We start from the raw sequence: 14625 nt of genomic DNA on the forward strand, positions 1-14625 counted from the left end.
ATGACGAACACCGAGCAGCGATACCAGGAGGCCGGGATGCGGCCTCCGCGCGACACCGATGGCTTCCCGTCTGAGACGTGGACCGTCGACAAGCTCCGTGGCTACGCGGCGGAGCACTCCATCGACCTGGGCGGGGCTTCCGTCAAGGCGGACATCCTCGCGGCCGTCACGGCGCCGCAGGTTGACGAGACCGATCCCTTCCTGGAGGCATGATGTCCCCCGTTCCCCTTCCCGCCGGCACAACGCTCGGCAAGTCCTACGAGTACGGCCTCGACGTCAACACGGGCACGTCGGAGACGCCGGTCTGGACTCCGTTCCGACGGATCTCCAACTTCAACTTCACACCCACGCCGACCACCACTGATGCGCAGACGTACGACGACCTGGGTGCGCAGAACCAGTCGGTGACGGGCTGGTCGTGGGCTCTGGCGTTCTCCTCGCAGGTGAACCGTTCCGCGACGACGGGCGAGTACCTGCCCGAGGTCGAGGCGCTGCGTGAGCGGACGCTGCCGACCGCGAAGGGTGGTGACGCACAGATCGAGGTGCGCTGGTACCACAAGCCGGAGTCGGGCGAGCCGAACCCGAGCGACGCCGGCCAGGGCATCGCGACGGTCGCGTACACGCGGTCCAACGCGGGCTCAGACGGTGCCCCGGAGACCTGGGCGTGGACCCTCACGGGTGTCGGACCCTACGCGGTCATCACGAACCCCTTCACGGGTTGGGAGCCTGAGACGCCGTGACCGTCGTCGACTTCGGGTCGTGGGCTCGGCCGGATCTCGTCTTGACGCTGGGGGGCGGCACCTTCACGGTGAAGCCTCCCAGCGTGGCCGACATGCGGCAGGTGCTCGCGCTAGCTGTGCGGGCCGAGGTTGGGCGGGACCAGGTGCCGGACGAGATCCGGGCCGTCCTGGATGGCCTGCCTAGCGACTCTCACCCGGCACTCGGGGACACGTACCGCGAGATGGTCGAGGCCCGCGTCGACCCGGAGACACTGGCCCGCATCGGCGTGTACGCGACCCTGTTCTGGGCGCGTGGGCGCGAGTACGCGGACTTCGTGGCTGAGCGCATCTGGGGTCCTGAGCGTGACCTTGCCGAGGCTGAGGGCAAGGCCGGTGGTGCTCGCCCAAAAGGGTCGAGGAGTGGACGGCGGCGGACTGGGCGGAGTACGGCCTCGGTGAGCCGATCGACCACGACGAGCAAGGTATCCCCATCTACGCCGACTACCGGCAGATCCCCCGCGACGCCCAAGAAGTAGCGGCCGTCCCGGGTGTGCCGCTGATCGACGGGTCGCTGCTGGGGATCGTCAGCAACTGGCGGCTCGTGGTGGCGGACTTCCTGTCGATCTACCACCTGGACCTGTACGACCCGGCAGTGCTTGAGCGCCCGTGGCCCGGTATCCGGACCGCACTGTTCGCACTCTTCGATCACCCGGACTCGCTTCTGAGGCGGGCACTGACCAGGAGGTGAGCGGACGCGATGACCACTGCCGCCGAGCTCGAGGTTCTTTTCACCGCAAACACGGCGCAGGTCGAGGCTGCCGAGAAGGACGTCAAGAGCGCCGGCAAGCGCATCGAGTCCACGCCGATCGAGGCGAAGGTCGACGCGAACACGAAGCCGGCTCTCGACGGCATGGAGAAGGTCGAGGCTGCGGCCAAGCGCATCGTGTCGGCTGACACGGTGGCGCGGGTCGACGCGGATATCTCCACGTCGGAGAAGATGCTCGACGAGCTGCAGGGGCAGCTTGAGTACCTGGGCGCGCTGAGCACCGAGCTCGATGTGACCGCGGATGTCGGCAAGGCGGAGCGGCAGATCCAGACGGTGGAGCGCCAGCTCGACAAGCTGCGGTCGGCGCGCGCGGTTATGGAGGTTGACGCCGACACGTCCAAGGCCGAGTCGGCGTTGGACGGGCTGGCGGACGACGCCGGGGATGCGGGCGCTACGGCGGGTGCTGAGGCCGGCGGCGGGCTCATGGACGGCATCGTCGGGGCGCTGGACTCTACGCCGATCGTCGGGGCCGTGGTGGGCATCGGTGCACTGGCTGCGGCGGGCCTGGTGGCGGCGATCAACAGCGGTCTGCAGGTCGAGGTGCGCCAGGACCGGTTGCAGGCGCTGACGGGCATCAGTGAGCCTGAGGCGGCTCGTCTGGGGCGCGCTGCCGGCGAGGCGTACGCGAACGTCTTCGGCGAGTCCATCGAGGCGAACATGGACACGGCGCGCCTGGCCGTGCAGCAGGGCCTGCTGGACCCGTCGGCGACGACTCGGCAGTCGCAGGCGATCATCGAGTCGCTGTCGGGCATCTCGGACGTGCTCGAGGAGGACGTGAAGCCTGTCTCGGTCGCTGTGACGCAGCTTCTGCGGACTGGCCTCGTGAAGACGGCGGATGAGGCGTTCGACCTCCTCGCGACGGGCGCGCGTGAGGGTGTTAACGCGCAGGAGGATCTGCTGGACACGTTCACCGAGTACCCAGCCTTGTTCGAACGCCTAGGGCTGTCTGGCGAGGAAGCGCTCGGGCTGATCAACCAGGGCCTCGACGCGGGCGCGCGAAACAGCGACCTCGCGGCGGATGCGTTGAAGGAGTTCCAGATCCGCGCGACGGATGGGTCGACGGCCTCTGCTGACGGGTTTAAGCTCCTCGGCCTGAACGCTGAGGAGATGACGCGTCAGATCGCGGCCGGCGGGGATTCTGCCCGCGATGGCCTCGGGGCGGTGCTTGACCGTCTGCGTGAGATCGAGGACCCGGTGGCGCGAAACGCTGCCGCCGTGGCCCTGTTCGGCACTCAGGCGGAGGACCTCGGCGAGGCGCTGTTCGCCATGGACCTGTCGAACGCGGTCGATCAGCTCAACGGCGTCACGGGGTCCGCGCAGGCGATGTTCGACACGCTCGCGAACAACGACGCGACGAAGATGGAAGAGGCGCAGCGGAACATCGAGGTCGCGGCGGATGGCATCAAGGGCGCCCTTGCTGCGGCGTTCTCGGAGCCGCTCGGGGACTTCGCGACGTTCGTCTCGGAGAACCGCGGCGAGGTGGTGGGGTTCCTCCTTGACGTCGCCAACGGGGCGCTGGATCTGGGGCGCACCATCGTCGAAGGGATGGCGACCGGGACCGAGGCCATCGGCGACTTCGTGTCGACGTCGTTCCCGCCGCTGCTCGAGGCGATCGCGGGGGCCGTGGAGGGTATCGACCGGCTCACGCCCGGCGACCAGGGGGCTGTGGCGTTCCGTGAGTGGGCGGATGGCGCGATCGCGTCGCTCGAGGACTTCGACGCCACGACGGAGACGGCCGCGGAGACGATGCGGACGGAGCTGATCGAGAACGGCATTGACCCGGCGCAGCAGAAGCTCAACGAGTTCGGCATCCCGCAGATGCTGCAGGCCGAGTTTCATGACGCGACGCTGGCGGCGGCTCAGTCGCTCGACTCGGTCGGGTACTCGGCTGATGGCGCGTCGCAGCTGGTGGACGCGTTCACGGTGGCGCAGGACGGTTCGGTGCAGGCCGGGGCTGAGCTCAACGGGCAGCTCACGGCCGCTGTTGCCGCACTGGATGCTGAGGCTGCGGCTGGTGCGCGTGCGGGCGAGTCGCAGGAGTCGCTGGCCGCGAAGTATGAGCTCGGTCGGCAGGCGCTGTTCAACCAGCTCACACAGATGGGCCTCACGGAGGATCAGGCGTGGCAGCTCATCGACACGTATGGCGCGGTGCCGGGCAAGGTGGATACGGCGATCTCTTCGAACGCTGGGCCGGTGCGGACGACGGTCGGCAACCTGGCGTACGAGATCACGCATCTGCCTGACGGGTCGTTCGTCGTGAACTCGACGGTGAACTGGTCCCCGAGCCAGCTCGATACGGTCCTCAACAACATGCAGGCCCGCGCGAACAACCGGAACATCATGGTCGGTTCGACGATGGTGCAGGCGCAGGCTGCGGGCGGCGTGCTCGAGTTCATGGCTGAGGGCGGCCTGCGTGATCTGACGCCGATGACGTCGGTTGCGCAGATGGTGCCGGCGAACACGTGGCGTGTGGTTGGTGACCGCGGGGATGTGCCTGAAGCGTACATCCCGCTGGACGGGTCGGCCCGGTCCATGGCGATCCTCGCGGAGACGATGAAGCGCATGGGCGTCTCGCCGATGGCTTCGGGCGGAGTGTCTCAGTCCGGTTCTACGCGTGTCGGGCCTGTCACGGCGCGACTGGCGCGTGAGGACATCCGCGAGCTCGGCGAGTACATCTTGGCCGGCTCGCGGAATGTAGCCGCTGGAACGCTCGCCGCGGCCAATCGTTCTGCTGCGGGCTCGTCGAACACGATGGGGAGGTCGCACTGATGGGTGTTGCGGTTGCGGTTCTTCCGGCTGATGGTGCGCCTCAGGTGGGTATCACGGTGACGGGTCTGGATCCGGTGGTGTCGTCGGTGATCTCGGTCGAGGTGTCGTGGGATGGCGGCGACACCTGGCATGGGGTGCGTGGTGCGCAGCGTGTGACCCGTACGGGTAGCGCGTTCTTCCGGGATTTCGTGCCGCCGTTGAACGTGGAGGCGATGTACCGGGTGGTCGTGCACTCGGGGCCGGATAGTCTGCCGGACATGCGCTTTGAGTGGACGGGTACGCCTGGTGCGTCGACATCGCAGGCGGTCTCGGCTGCCGGAGCGACCGTGAGGGTCAACTACGTCACGAACCCGTCGGCTGAGCTGGATGCGGCTGTGGCGTCGATGGGCTCGGGGATCGCGTCGGTCGCTCGTGTGGGCGGCCCGGGCTCCGGCATGGATGTTGCCTCTGGGGACTACCGGTTTCAGATCACCGGGACGACACCGGGTACGACTTCTGCGAACTTCACGCCTGCTGGCCAGGCGGCAGTCGTGCCGGGTCAGTGGGTGGTGTTCACGGGGCACGTCAATCGCTTCACTGACGGGACCAACCTGGCGCTGCAGTTGCAGTACCGCGCCGGGGCGTCTGTCGTGTCCACGTCTGGGCTCTCGTGGTTCGCGTTGACGGGCGGGTCGTTGGCGTCGGACACCACTCTTGTGAGCATCGTCGGGCAGGTCCCGGCGGGTGCGGACAATGCCCGCGCAGTGGTGCGGTTCTCGTCTGGCATGGGCGGCTCGATCGTTGCGCCCCCGGATGGGTTCGTGGCCAACGCGGATGATCTCCTGCTGACTATCTTCGACACGGAGGCGGAGGCGAGGGCGCTTGCCAGCCGGAAGCAGACCTCATTGGGCGACGAGTACGTCACGCTGAATTCGACCCTTGCGACGCACGGCGCCGTGAACATGGGGGTCCCGGTGGGATCCGTGGGGCAGGCTGGCGTGCCTATCCTCTTGATGTGCCACGGCTCGGGCGGAAGTGCGGACACGTTCACGACGTCGTCCGCATGGGAGGCGATGCGCTCGTGGCTGGTCGCGAACGGGTGGGCTTGGGTTGAGGGTGCCGGCGGCGGCGGGGACGCTGTTGATTCGTGGGGTAACACTGCGGACCAGGCTGCCTACCTCGCCTACTACGACTGGGCCAAGGCTCACGCAGACCTAGGGCCGGTCGTGGTGCTCGGCCGCTCTATGGGTGGCATTGTCGCGTCATGGCTTGCGACCCAGTCGCCGATCTCCGACGACGTGCAGGGCCTCATCATGAACAGCGCCGTTTCGACGCTGTTCGTGGGAGACCCGCCCGGAGTGGGGACTGTCATCACGCGCTCATCCGGGGCGTACTTCTCTAACCTCTCGACAGCGTACGGGGTCACGCTCGGGGATCCTGGGTGGTACGAGGCACTGCAGGTCGCCGCTGCTGAACACGCGCCGGAGAACTGGCCGGCGTCCGTGTGGGATGGGCGCAGGGTGCTGCACTGCTACGGCACCGACGACACGTCCGTGCCGTGGTTCCCGCGGGGCGGTCAGCGCATGCGTGAGATCTGGGCTGGGCGGCTTGCTGTTGATCGTTTCGACGCGAAGGTGGGTGGTGACCACTCGATCGCGAGTGGAAGCTACGACCGCGTCGAGGCGATGGGGCCGTTCCTCTCGGAGATCTATAGCTCCGGCGGTGGTGGTGGCGAGTCAAGCCCCCTGCCTCCCTACTTCGATGGCGACACCCCGGCCGTTCCTGCGACAACCCAGGACACGATCACAGTCGAGTCGGACACGGCTTGGATTCAGGACCCGCTGGACCCGCGTGGTGCGGTTCCGGTCGCTTGCTTGAAGGCGAACGGTGCGGTGTCGATCCTGTCGTCGTCGTTCTCGTCGATGACGCGCGGGCAGGTGGCTGACTACGCGGCGGTGGAGGGTGCGCGCTACCCGGTGGGTTCGGTGGGTGCGCGTCAGGCTCCGTCGCGCGTGCCGGTGCACTTCCGGGCCGATGCTGCAGCACAGGGTGAGCTGGTGCGGGCGATGCGCCGCCTGTTCGACTCGGCCGGCGTGCTGGTGCTGCGTGGTCTGCCGGCAGACATCCCGCTGGATGCGGTGGCACACGTCATCGCGGGGGACGTCGAGGAAGTGCCCGTGGTGGGTGGCCTGGTCGGGTTCCGCAACGACTGGCACCTGATGGTGGACCAGGTGCGCCCGACGTCGATGAAGGTGACCGTCCCCTACTTCACCTATGACCAGGTGCACGCGCTGTGGCAGGAGTGGGAGTCGGGCGCGTCGTACGAGGACGTGATCGCGACACGGCCGGGCGACACGTACATCGACTTCCAGCGCGACCCGACCGTCCCGTAGCCCGCACCGCCCCCTGACAACTCAACACCGTGGAGGTGCCTTGTGCGCGTCGTTTCCGATGATCTGGACGCGGAGGTTGCAGGCACCACGTCGGGCGACCGGCTCGAGGTCCATGCTTTCCGTGGCGGTGTGGTGGTCGCGGAGAACTTGGACGTGTCGGCATGGAGTTTCAATTGGTCGGCTGATCGTGACGTGCAGGGGCAGGCGTCGTTCACGTTCGCGGACCCGGACGGCACTCTCGCTCCGTGGTCTCTCGCGGACCCGCTCGGGCCGGGTGGGTCGCGCCTGCAGGTGACGTACGTGTTTGGCGCGTCGGGAACCCGGGTGCCGCTCGGTGAGTGGCGGATCCGTTCGGTCTCGCCGCAGGAGCAGTGGCGTACGTACAACTCGGGCGAGTCGGTGCTGCGCGTGTCGGGCGGCGGGTCGGTGCAGGTGGACGCAGACGAGGAGACGGCGACGATCCAGCTCGCACGTCTGGACGCGGAGACGGTCGTCGAGGACACGGTGCTTGGCGAGGTCGGCAGGCTGCTCGGGGACATCTGCCCGGTGGTTGTGTTCCCCGGCGTGACGGACCGGAACATGCCGGCGGGGTACATCTACGACGAGTCGCGCCTGGACCACGTGAAGGACCTCCTGGGCCTGGTTCGGGCGGCGTACCGGATGGGTGCGGACGGTTCGCTCGAGGTGGTTCCGGCGACTGGCGTTGGTCCGGTGTGGACGATCGCGGGCGGGGAGTCCGGGGTGCTGGTGGGTGTTTCCCGGTCCCTGTCGGACGACGGCGTGTACAACGCGGTGATTGCCCGTGGTGAGACTGAGGATGGTAGCCCGCTCGTGGGGCGTGCGTTCATCACGGACGGCCCGTTGGCGTGGGGTGGCCCGTTCGGCGAGGTGCCGATGTTCCATCAGTCGATCGGCACTACGCGCGCGGCGGTGCAGCAGGATGCGGCATCGACGTTGGCGACGCACCGTGCGTCAGGTGAGGTCGACCTTGAGGTGGACTGCCTGACGCACCCGGGGTTGCAGCCGAACGACGTCGTGACGGTGGCGGCTTCTACGGCGGCCGGTGAGCAGTCGTTGACGGGCCGCGTGGTGGGCATGAGGCTGACGGGCGCGTCCACCCCGGGCAAGCGCATGAGCCTGACGGTGCGCGTCCCGGCGGATGCGTTGGAGGCGGTTGCGAGGAAGGTGTCTCGTGGCTGACATCCCGATCGTCCGGGACTACCCGGGCCTCATCGTGGCTGATTCGACGGGGATGCCTGTGCTGAACGTGAACGGGTCGATCCAGGTAGGAGTGCCGTGGCCTGCCGGGTACATCCCCACGGTTGGGGATCCGGTGAGGGTCGTCATGATCAACGGCCACATGTCGATCCTGGGGCCGACTGTCGTAGGGCCTCGCGCGCTGGGGGGCACGGTGTCTGGTGCGGCGTCTGGTGGGCTGGTGCCGGTCGATACGTCGTTCGGGACGGTCCAGGCTCGGTATACGGGTGATGAGCCGGCGCTGGGTACGAACGTGTTCCTGGATTGGCAGGCGACGACGGCGCGCATCATGGCGGGTGCTGCGGTGACGCCGCCGACGCCCCCGCCGCCACCTGATCCGACACCTCCGCCGCCGCCACCGAAGCCTCAGACGGGCACGCACACGGTGACGGCGACGGACTCGGGGTCGTACCAGGTGGGCGGCTCGTGGGCGTACCAGGGGACGAACGTCTTCCAGTCGTCGTACGGCGGCGCCAGGGAGAACCGTGGCGCGTGGTTCTACGGGTCGCGGCCGACGCAGATCCGGGGCCGCACGGTCACGGGGGCACGCATCCGGCTCGGTGCCCGCCTGCGCATAGGTGACTACAACAACGCGCTCCCGCTGCACCTGTACCTGACGACGAACACGGGCAAGCCGGGCGGTGACGTGAACCGTGTCGCCGGGCCGCACGACATCACCCTGCCCCCGAACGCGGGTGCTGGCTGGCACTCACTGCCGACCTCATGGGGTCAGGCACTCGCGAACAACGGCGGCGGCATCGGCATCGTCGGTGGCCCGTACATGGGCGTCAACGGTGTAGGCGCCGACCCTGCCTCCGGGCAGCTTCAACTCGACTGGACCAGGTGAGGGGACGACATGGCAAGCAACGACCTCGGGGTGTATCACCCGCTGGGTACGGACGAGTTCGCGCCGCACTCGGACATGGAGGCGCTGGCGGACTCGCTCGAGGGCCGCGTGTTCGTCCCGGTGGCGAACGTGACGGCGCGTGCGTCACTGGCCTCGGCTGTGTCGCCCTCGTCGTCGGAGCCGCTGCTGGTGTACAGGGCGGACGCTCCGGCCGGTCTGCGGTGGGAGTTCACGACCAACGGGACCACATGGACGGCGCTCATCGCGGACGTGCCATGGACCAACATCACGCTTGCGGATGGCGTCGGCGTGACTCACTCGTCCCAGGTGCCGAAGTACCGCGTCATCGGGGACAGGTGCTACCTCAAGGGCGTCATGACCCGTGCGGCTGGCATGGGCTCCACCTTCGCGATCTGGGCAATCAGCCTGCCACCGTCGCCCACGTCCAACGGTGAGTTCCCGATCAACTCCGTCGGGGCGATGGCACAGGGAGCGTCCGGGCCGACCGTGGCGGGCGTCAACGTCCGCAACGACGGTGCGATGCGCGTCGCTGCAACGGCCGCCACGATCGGGTCCAACGCCATCGTCACGCTCGACGGCGCGAGCTACCCGACCGCGTGATCGCGGGACGGCTGAGGGGGCGCACATGATCGACGGGATCCCGGTGTGGATGAGCGACCTGTCCGGATGGGGTGTGGTCGCGGTCCTCGTGATCATGCTCCTCACCGGGCGCGGACTCGCCACCCGCCGCGAGGTGGACGCAGCCGAGAAGCGTGCCGACACGTGGCACGCAGCCTGGACCACAGCCATGACCACCATCCAGGAGAAGGACGAGCAGAACGCCGAACTCCTCGAGAACTCACGCACCACGCTACGAATCGTACAGGCCCTACCAGTACCGGCTGACCGACCCGCAGCCCCGAGCGCGTCGGAGGACACCTCGTGAGCATTTGGCGTCGGAAGAACGAGCAGGCCCAAGCGCAGGTCCAGGCAGACAAGGCGTTGGCCCGGTCTGTGGACGAGCTTCACGCGACGGTGATGCGCGGGCCAGAGGTGCGCAAGGTCGCCGCGAAACTTCGTGAGGCGCGCATCGAGAACCACTTCGCGGAACGTATCCGCGATGCCTACAGCGGAGGGTCTTCGTCATGAGAACTGCGATCGAGGTCGCGGCGTGGGTCGCGTTCCTCGCATGGGCCATGTTCGTGACGTGGTACTCGATCCGCGCGCGTTGGTGGAAGTCGCCGGAGGGCCGAAACGTGTGGGGCGTCGGTCTCGCCCTAGCCATCGCTCTCGGGATCATCGTCGCCGCGTACACGCTGGGGGACTACGCGGCCCGCCCCTACGTGGTGCTCGTCGTGTATGTGGGCCTGGCCGCGCTGGGCATCCAGCGAACCATCCAGCTCGAACGCGCCCAGCGCCGACACCGGAAGGAGATGTGATGTCCTACTTCCTCTCGCCCGCGCTAGGGCGGCTCCGGTTCGAGATCAGCATGCTGTGGCCGCACCGGGACAAGACGTCGGACGGGTGGATCGGGGACACGTCGCACGCGGCACGCCCGTCCGACCACAACCCGGCACCCCCGGACGGCATCGTCCGCGCCATCGACATCGACGAGGACCTTGTCGCCGGTCTCACGGCTACCGGCGAGGCGATGCCCCTGGTGAACCAGATCATCGCCGACCCGCGTACCCGCTACGTGATCTACGAGGGCCGCATCTGGACCCGCGACACCGGGCAGTGGCGCACGTACACCGGGCCGAACGCGCACAGGCACCACGTCCACGTGTCCGTCCGCTCTGTGTCCGGTCTCGACCGTGACGCCCGCCCGTGGAACATCTCCCGCTCGACCTCGAGCGGTGGCGGCGGGTCCGTCACCGTGCCCGACTTTTCCGGCGGCATCCCCGTCGCCCCGACCCCGGAGGACTGGTTCGACATGGCTACCAAGGATGATCTGCGGGCGGTGCTCAACGAGTACGGCCTGCTGACGAAGCCGGAGAAGAAGGAAGTTCTCGACGCTGCGCGGGAGATCAAGCCGGACGGTACGACGTTCCGCTACCTGCGCGAGATCCCGGAGCGCGTGAAGAACCTGCTCCCCATGCTGTCGGAGTCCGAGCAGCGCGAGGTGCTCGAGAACGCCCGATACAACAAGGAGGGCGGCGAGAACGATCGGTTCGTCCACGAGATCCCGACCCGCATCACGGGGCCGGTGCTCGCCGAGCTCACCGCTACCCGTGCGGCACTGGCGGCGGTGGCGGAGAACGCCGGCGCCGACCCTCAGGCGATCGCGGACATCGTGAAGAGCGGCGTCGACAAGGCGCTGTCTGACCTCAAGCTGACCATCTCCCGAGAGGACGCCTGATGCTGACCAAGGCTTTCTGGAAGGGCGCCGCTGAGCGCGCCATTAAGACGTTCGTGCAGACGTTCATCGCGACCCTCGTGGCCGCGGCGGGCGCCGCCGTGTCGGCGTGGGACGTGGACTGGATGACAGGCCTGTCGAGTGCACTGGGCGTGTCCCTGCTCGCGACGTTCTTCTCGGCTGCGACGTCACTCGGCAACGCGGACTTCACCGCCGGCAAGGACGACCTGCACCCGGACACGTACGTCGGCGTCATCGTGGCGGACGACGACGAGAAGCCTGCCGTCTGACCCGTGGCACGGTACGACCCTGACGCGGACCGTGACTGGCGCGTCGACTCACGACTGAACGACCTCGAGGACCGGATCTCCACCGTGGAGGACGGTCCTTTCCCATGCCGGGACTGCGGCACCCCGTACAACTCGCGCGCGGCTGCGGCTGCGTGCTGCGACGACTGAGGAGTGCCGATGACCACGGTTCGCATCGACCTAAGACGCCCGACCGAGGATGGGGTCGATGTTCCGTCTGGCGGGTTCCTCGACTGGGCACCGACACGACGCCGGCACGTGGAGACGGGCGAGGACGACTACGTTGTCCTGCCCGACTCGTTCACCGTGCCGGCGTCGGAGTCGGTCGAGGTGCAGGCCGCTGCCACGGGTGCGGACTGGTGCTGGAAGGTGTCGGAGCGCACGCCTCGTGGTGGACAGACCCGGTTCCTCGCGGTGCCTGAGTCTGCCCTGGTCGTGGACTACGGCGATCTCGTCGAGGTGGACCCGGCCACGTTCGAGCCCACTGCCGCACCTGAGGCGGCGTGGTGGACGGCGCACGGTGCGCTCGTCGAGATCGTGCAGGACCTGCAGGTGGCCGCTGTGCCGCCCGAGCAGATCGCTACGGCTGTGCAGACGTTCCTCGCGGACAACCCGATCGAGGGCGTCACTCAGGCCACGCTCGAAGCCGCCATCGCGGAGATCGAGTTGCTGCCTGGGCCGCAGGGTCCGGCTGGGCCTACTGGTGCTGCCGGGGCTGCTGGTGCGACCGGCGCCACAGGCGCCACGGGTGGGCCTGGTCCTGACGGCGAGGATGGCGAGGATGGCCGCGAGGTCGAGATCCGCAACGACGGCACCGCGGTCCAGTGGCGCTACGTCGGGGACCCCACATGGACCAACGTCGTCACGCTCGGCGAGATTACCGGCCCCGAAGGCCCACAGGGGCCTGCCGGTGAGCCGGGGCAGGACGCTACGGGCGGCGGTTCGGGCCTGCTCAACGCGGTCCGCATCGTCGGTGACTCGATGGCGTCGAACCAGCAGGACAGCACCGGGCTGACGGGCGCGCAGCATCTTGCGGCAGCCCTCGGTGGCGACGTCGAGGTCATCAGCCGCGCCGACTACGGGGCCTACGCGACGTGGGCAGCCATCGCATCGGGTGGGCGCCCGCTTGCCCTCACCGTGCAGAACAACACCATCCCCACGTCGGGCGCTGTCACGATCACCGAGGCGGACGCACCCTCGCCCTGGTGGATCACGTCCGGCACGCACGTCGGCACCCTCGCGGGCGTGCACGGGACCATCGTGGAGGTGGGCGACAGGACCGGCAACGCGACATTCACCCGCGCGAGCTCGGGGACTGCGGTCGCGTGCCTGCCCGGTTCCGTGTTCGTCCCGGACCAGCTCGACCCGGAGTGCGCGTGGGTGTGGTGGGCTGGCACGAACGACGAGAAGGAGCCGTTCAGCCTGGAACAGTTCCGCACGGACCTGCGCGCGTTCCTCGACGCACACCCCGGTCGCGCGCTCGTCATCACCCCGGCGTGGCGCACGGGCGACGACCCCGGCGAGACCCGCTGGGAACGCCTCATCGACATGGAGGAGATCTGCGTCGAGGAGGCCGGGCCGCGCGTGCTCAACTCGCGCCTGTTCTTCGCACGCCACGGTGTGCAGTGGGCGGGCGTCGCCCCGACGCCGGCGGACGACGCCGCGTCGACCGCGAACCAGGTCCCGCCGTCGCTGCTGCACGACCACGTGCACCTCAACAACGACGGGCGCCGGGCCATTTGGGGCAAGGTCGCGTCGATGCTGCTGGGCATGGGCATCGTCACTGGCACCACGGGCACGGTCGACCCGCCGCCCACCGACACCACACCGCCTGCCGCCCCCACAGGGCTGGACGACACGGCTGTCACATCTACGTCGGTGGCGCTGACGTGGACGGCCCCGGAGCCTGGTGCTACGTACCGGGTGCGGACCAACGGCGGCACACCGTCCGCATGGTTCTCCGGGACCACACGCACCGTCACCGGTCTCACGCCGTCCACGGCGTACACGTTCGCTGTGCAGGCACGTGACGCGGCGGGCAACGAGGGCGCGTGGTCGTCGGATCTCAACGTCTCGACTATCGCCGCACCGTCCGACACGACGCCCCCGACACAGCCCGTCGTCGGCACCCCCACGTCCGTGACGGCTACCGGCGCCACCGTGCCCTGGTCGGCCTCCTCGGACGCTGTGGGCGTCACCGGCTACCGCGTCACGGGTGCGGGTCCCGAGCAGAACGTCACCACCCTGTTCGCCAACCTCACCGGCCTCACCGCTGGCACCCAGTACACCGTTCTGGTGTACGCACGGGACGCGGCAGGCAACGAGTCCACGCCTGGGTCGGTCACGTTCACCACGTCCGGCGCACCCACCGGCCCTGTCCCCGTGGCGCACTACCAGCTCAACGAGGGCTCGGGCACAACGACAGCCGACGACGCGGGCAGCCACGACCTCACCCTGAGCGGGACAGGGTGGACGACGGGGCGCACGGGGAGCGGCCTCACCGGCCCGGCCTCTGCCGTGCCCAGCCCCATCTGGGACGCCGCCCTGACGGACTTCACGTTCATGGCGTGGGTCCGGCAGGTCACGGGTGGCGTGCAGGCCGTCATCACGTTCGGAGACACGACCGGCCCTGGCTGGCTCGCGCTCTACCACTCCGGCACCTCGTTCCGGTACGGGCTGTACGGCACCGTCGCGGAGACCGAAGACTCCATCGTCCCGTCCGGTGTCACGTCCGGGTCGTGGCAGCACCTGTGCTTCACGTACACCGGGGGCAAGGCGAACTTCTACCGCAACGGCGTGCTCGAACGGGTGGCGGGCCTCGTGTCCCTGCCGGACTTCACGAAGGTGCGCATCGGTACGGCGCTGACCGGCTCCGGCATCGCGCTCGTGAACCTCGCCGGCACGGTAGACGACATCCGGCTGTACGCGAGCGTTCTGACGCAGCCTGAGATCGCAGCCATCGCCGCTTCCTAGACTCCCGGGTGCGCGCCCCCAATCCCGGGACACTGGCCCCTCGTTCTCGCTTCGGCGGGAGCGAGGGGCCTTTCGTCGTCCCCGGAACGTGTGCGCCGCGTGGTGTCCGAACAGGTCTGCACACTTTCCATGCGGGCAGCGTCGCGTGCGGGTGTGACACGACGAGACGCCACCCGGATGTGCTCCGGGTGGCGTCTC

At 68.5% G+C, this 14625-nt stretch carries 15 protein-coding genes; all 15 read left to right on the forward strand.

The window, feature by feature from the left end:
• The 15 genes from AC4H2G_RS13525 to AC4H2G_RS13595 all read left to right on the forward strand — a co-directional run bounded on the left by AC4H2G_RS13525 (position 1) and on the right by AC4H2G_RS13595 (position 14427).
• On the forward strand, positions 1-213 hold the full coding sequence (locus AC4H2G_RS13525; protein WP_494366250.1) for a hypothetical protein: 213 nt from the start codon (positions 1-3) through the stop codon (positions 211-213).
• Positions 213-740 carry a phage tail tube protein gene (locus tag AC4H2G_RS13530; protein WP_494366251.1) on the forward strand — a complete coding sequence of 176 codons (528 nt, stop codon included), beginning with the start codon at positions 213-215 and terminating at the stop codon, positions 738-740. Before AC4H2G_RS13525 ends, AC4H2G_RS13530 begins: the two co-directional genes overlap by 1 nt.
• Positions 737-1255 carry a DUF7426 family protein gene (locus tag AC4H2G_RS13535; RefSeq protein WP_494366252.1) on the forward strand — a complete coding sequence of 173 codons (519 nt, stop codon included), beginning with the start codon at positions 737-739 and terminating at the stop codon, positions 1253-1255. The genes AC4H2G_RS13530 and AC4H2G_RS13535 overlap by 4 nt, the downstream gene beginning before the upstream one ends.
• 14 nt (positions 1256-1269) lie before the next feature.
• Positions 1270-1467 (forward strand): hypothetical protein, encoded by a 198-nt coding sequence (locus AC4H2G_RS13540; protein ID WP_494366253.1) that lies wholly within the window; start codon positions 1270-1272, stop codon positions 1465-1467.
• Between the two features lie 9 nt (positions 1468-1476).
• Positions 1477-4314 (forward strand): phage tail tape measure protein, encoded by a 2838-nt coding sequence (locus AC4H2G_RS13545; protein WP_494366254.1) that lies wholly within the window; start codon positions 1477-1479, stop codon positions 4312-4314.
• 44 nt (positions 4315-4358) lie between these two features.
• Positions 4359-6686 (forward strand): alpha/beta hydrolase family protein, encoded by a 2328-nt coding sequence (locus tag AC4H2G_RS13550; protein WP_494366255.1) that lies wholly within the window; start codon positions 4359-4361, stop codon positions 6684-6686.
• Positions 6687-6728: 42 nt separating this feature from the next.
• Positions 6729-7886, forward strand: a complete 1158-nt coding sequence (locus AC4H2G_RS13555) for a hypothetical protein (RefSeq protein ID WP_494366256.1) — start codon at positions 6729-6731, stop codon at positions 7884-7886.
• Between the two features lie 442 nt (positions 7887-8328).
• Complete coding sequence (locus AC4H2G_RS13560) at positions 8329-8790, forward strand: hypothetical protein (protein WP_494366257.1); 462 nt, start codon at positions 8329-8331, stop codon at positions 8788-8790.
• A gap of 9 nt (positions 8791-8799) precedes the next feature.
• On the forward strand, positions 8800-9411 hold the full coding sequence (locus AC4H2G_RS13565; protein ID WP_494366258.1) for a hypothetical protein: 612 nt from the start codon (positions 8800-8802) through the stop codon (positions 9409-9411).
• Between the two features lie 25 nt (positions 9412-9436).
• A complete protein-coding gene (locus tag AC4H2G_RS13570) occupies positions 9437-9736 on the forward strand; it encodes a hypothetical protein (protein WP_494366259.1) in 300 nt (99 codons plus the stop codon).
• The gene (locus AC4H2G_RS13575; protein WP_494366260.1) at positions 9733-9939 is read left to right on the forward strand and encodes a DUF7620 family protein; all 207 of its coding nucleotides are present in this window, start codon (positions 9733-9735) and stop codon (positions 9937-9939) included. Before AC4H2G_RS13570 ends, AC4H2G_RS13575 begins: the two co-directional genes overlap by 4 nt.
• Positions 9936-10229, forward strand: a complete 294-nt coding sequence (locus AC4H2G_RS13580) for a putative phage holin (RefSeq protein ID WP_494366261.1) — start codon at positions 9936-9938, stop codon at positions 10227-10229. Before AC4H2G_RS13575 ends, AC4H2G_RS13580 begins: the two co-directional genes overlap by 4 nt.
• Complete coding sequence (locus AC4H2G_RS13585) at positions 10229-11149, forward strand: hypothetical protein (RefSeq protein ID WP_494366262.1); 921 nt, start codon at positions 10229-10231, stop codon at positions 11147-11149. The genes AC4H2G_RS13580 and AC4H2G_RS13585 overlap by 1 nt, the downstream gene beginning before the upstream one ends.
• Complete coding sequence (locus AC4H2G_RS13590) at positions 11149-11436, forward strand: holin (protein ID WP_494366263.1); 288 nt, start codon at positions 11149-11151, stop codon at positions 11434-11436. The genes AC4H2G_RS13585 and AC4H2G_RS13590 overlap by 1 nt, the downstream gene beginning before the upstream one ends.
• A gap of 177 nt (positions 11437-11613) precedes the next feature.
• Entirely contained in the window at positions 11614-14427 is a 2814-nt protein-coding gene (locus AC4H2G_RS13595; protein WP_494366264.1) for a fibronectin type III domain-containing protein, read from the forward strand.
• Positions 14428-14625: the final 198 nt, after the last annotated feature.

The sequence above is a fragment of the Cellulosimicrobium sp. BMG9.23 genome (genome assembly GCF_059159985.1).

What these genes read in the sequence shown, in the direction of transcription:
- AC4H2G_RS13525 (WP_494366250.1), top strand. Translation starts at nt 1, where the DNA reads ATGACGAACACCGAGCAGCGATACCAGGAGGCCGGGATGCGGCCTCCG.
- AC4H2G_RS13530 (WP_494366251.1), top strand. Translation starts at nt 213, where the DNA reads ATGTCCCCCGTTCCCCTTCCCGCCGGCACAACGCTCGGCAAGTCCTAC.
- AC4H2G_RS13545 (WP_494366254.1), top strand. Translation starts at nt 1,477, where the DNA reads ATGACCACTGCCGCCGAGCTCGAGGTTCTTTTCACCGCAAACACGGCG.
- AC4H2G_RS13565 (WP_494366258.1), top strand. Translation starts at nt 8,800, where the DNA reads ATGGCAAGCAACGACCTCGGGGTGTATCACCCGCTGGGTACGGACGAG.
- AC4H2G_RS13570 (WP_494366259.1), top strand. Translation starts at nt 9,437, where the DNA reads ATGATCGACGGGATCCCGGTGTGGATGAGCGACCTGTCCGGATGGGGT.
- AC4H2G_RS13580 (WP_494366261.1), top strand. Translation starts at nt 9,936, where the DNA reads ATGAGAACTGCGATCGAGGTCGCGGCGTGGGTCGCGTTCCTCGCATGG.
- AC4H2G_RS13585 (WP_494366262.1), top strand. Translation starts at nt 10,229, where the DNA reads ATGTCCTACTTCCTCTCGCCCGCGCTAGGGCGGCTCCGGTTCGAGATC.
- AC4H2G_RS13590 (WP_494366263.1), top strand. Translation starts at nt 11,149, where the DNA reads ATGCTGACCAAGGCTTTCTGGAAGGGCGCCGCTGAGCGCGCCATTAAG.
- AC4H2G_RS13595 (WP_494366264.1), top strand. Translation starts at nt 11,614, where the DNA reads ATGACCACGGTTCGCATCGACCTAAGACGCCCGACCGAGGATGGGGTC.